At 50.5% G+C, this 1,075-nt stretch carries 2 protein-coding genes; one reads left to right on the top strand and one right to left on the bottom strand.

Annotated features, from left to right (window positions below; all coding sequences use genetic code 11):
• The coding region (locus ACR0P9_RS13085; protein ID WP_432620840.1) for an AEC family transporter at positions 1-460 on the top strand (460 nt) is incomplete at its 5' end.
• Positions 461-510: 50 nt separating this feature from the next.
• On the opposite strand, the gene ACR0P9_RS13080 is transcribed toward ACR0P9_RS13085, so the two are convergent.
• A partial coding sequence (locus tag ACR0P9_RS13080; protein WP_432620838.1) for an Sgo0707 family adhesin occupies positions 511-1,075 on the bottom strand: 565 nt, incomplete at its 5' end.

Genomic DNA, 1,075 nt, shown 5'->3' with positions numbered 1-1,075 from the left:
CTGGCAGAAAATCCTGTTAAATCCCGGCACGATTGGATTTTTCATTGGACTCGCTATCTTTTTGACATCTACAACACTGCCCGCCGTCTTGGATGAGCCAATTACTTTTTTGGGCAACTTAAATACCCCATTGGCAATGATCGTTCTCGGCGTATATCTCGCACAAAGCAATCTGCTCGACGTGCTCAAAGATCGTTCCATGTATTTGGTCTGCCTGTTCCGTCTGCTCGTCATTCCCTTCTTGACGATTCTCATCATGTGGATACTCGGCATCGACAGCGATGTCGCCAATGTGCTGATTATCAGCATCGCAACGCCGTGTGCTGTGGCATCTTCAATGTTTGCTCAGCTGTACGGCACGAATTACCGCTATTCCGGACGCATGATTGCCTTTTCTACTCTGCTCTCGGCAATTACCATGCCAATGATGCTGAGTTTATGTGCTGTGTTTGCCGTATAAGACAAGAAAGCTGTCAGAACGACAGCTTTCTCTTTTTATCTACGCGTTGTCTATGCGATGGTACCGGATACAATCAACGTACTTGTGCCCGGTGTAACGATCCATGCGCCGGTCTGGGCATCCTGCGCATACGTTGCAGCGTCTACAACGACCTTTCCATCGGCAGTGGCAAAATTCCCCGCCGCATCATAGGTGTAGTCGGTGCCTTGCGTCCAAGTCGCGCCGTTAAATGTCACCGTCAAGTTGTTGAGAATCGGATCAAAGGTATCCGTAATTGCCGCTGTATCCGCCGCAGTCACCGGCACATTACCTGTATTGCGAATTTCAAACGTATACGTCAGCTGTCCCTTCTCCGCTACAGGTACCGGCGCTACCGTTTTGACAATAGACAGTACCGGTGTCGACTGGGCATTGACGGTCTCCTGCGCTGTAATAGCTGTGATGCCATCTCCGGTGATCGTTGCTGTATTCGTGATATAGGCTTCCACACCTAACGGTGCCTGCGGTGTGAGCTTGGTCTCATAGACAATCTCTGCATTGCCATTTGCCGGAACGGTAATACCGGAAATCGTCAGCGGCGGTCCGGCTTGGACTGTCGGTTTTGCCTGCAAGACG

Source organism: Butyricicoccus sp., from assembly GCF_050872565.1.
Taxonomy (GTDB): Bacteria; Bacillota; Clostridia; order Oscillospirales; family Butyricicoccaceae; genus Butyricicoccus_A.
This window is presented reverse-complemented; position numbering and strand designations above follow the sequence as displayed.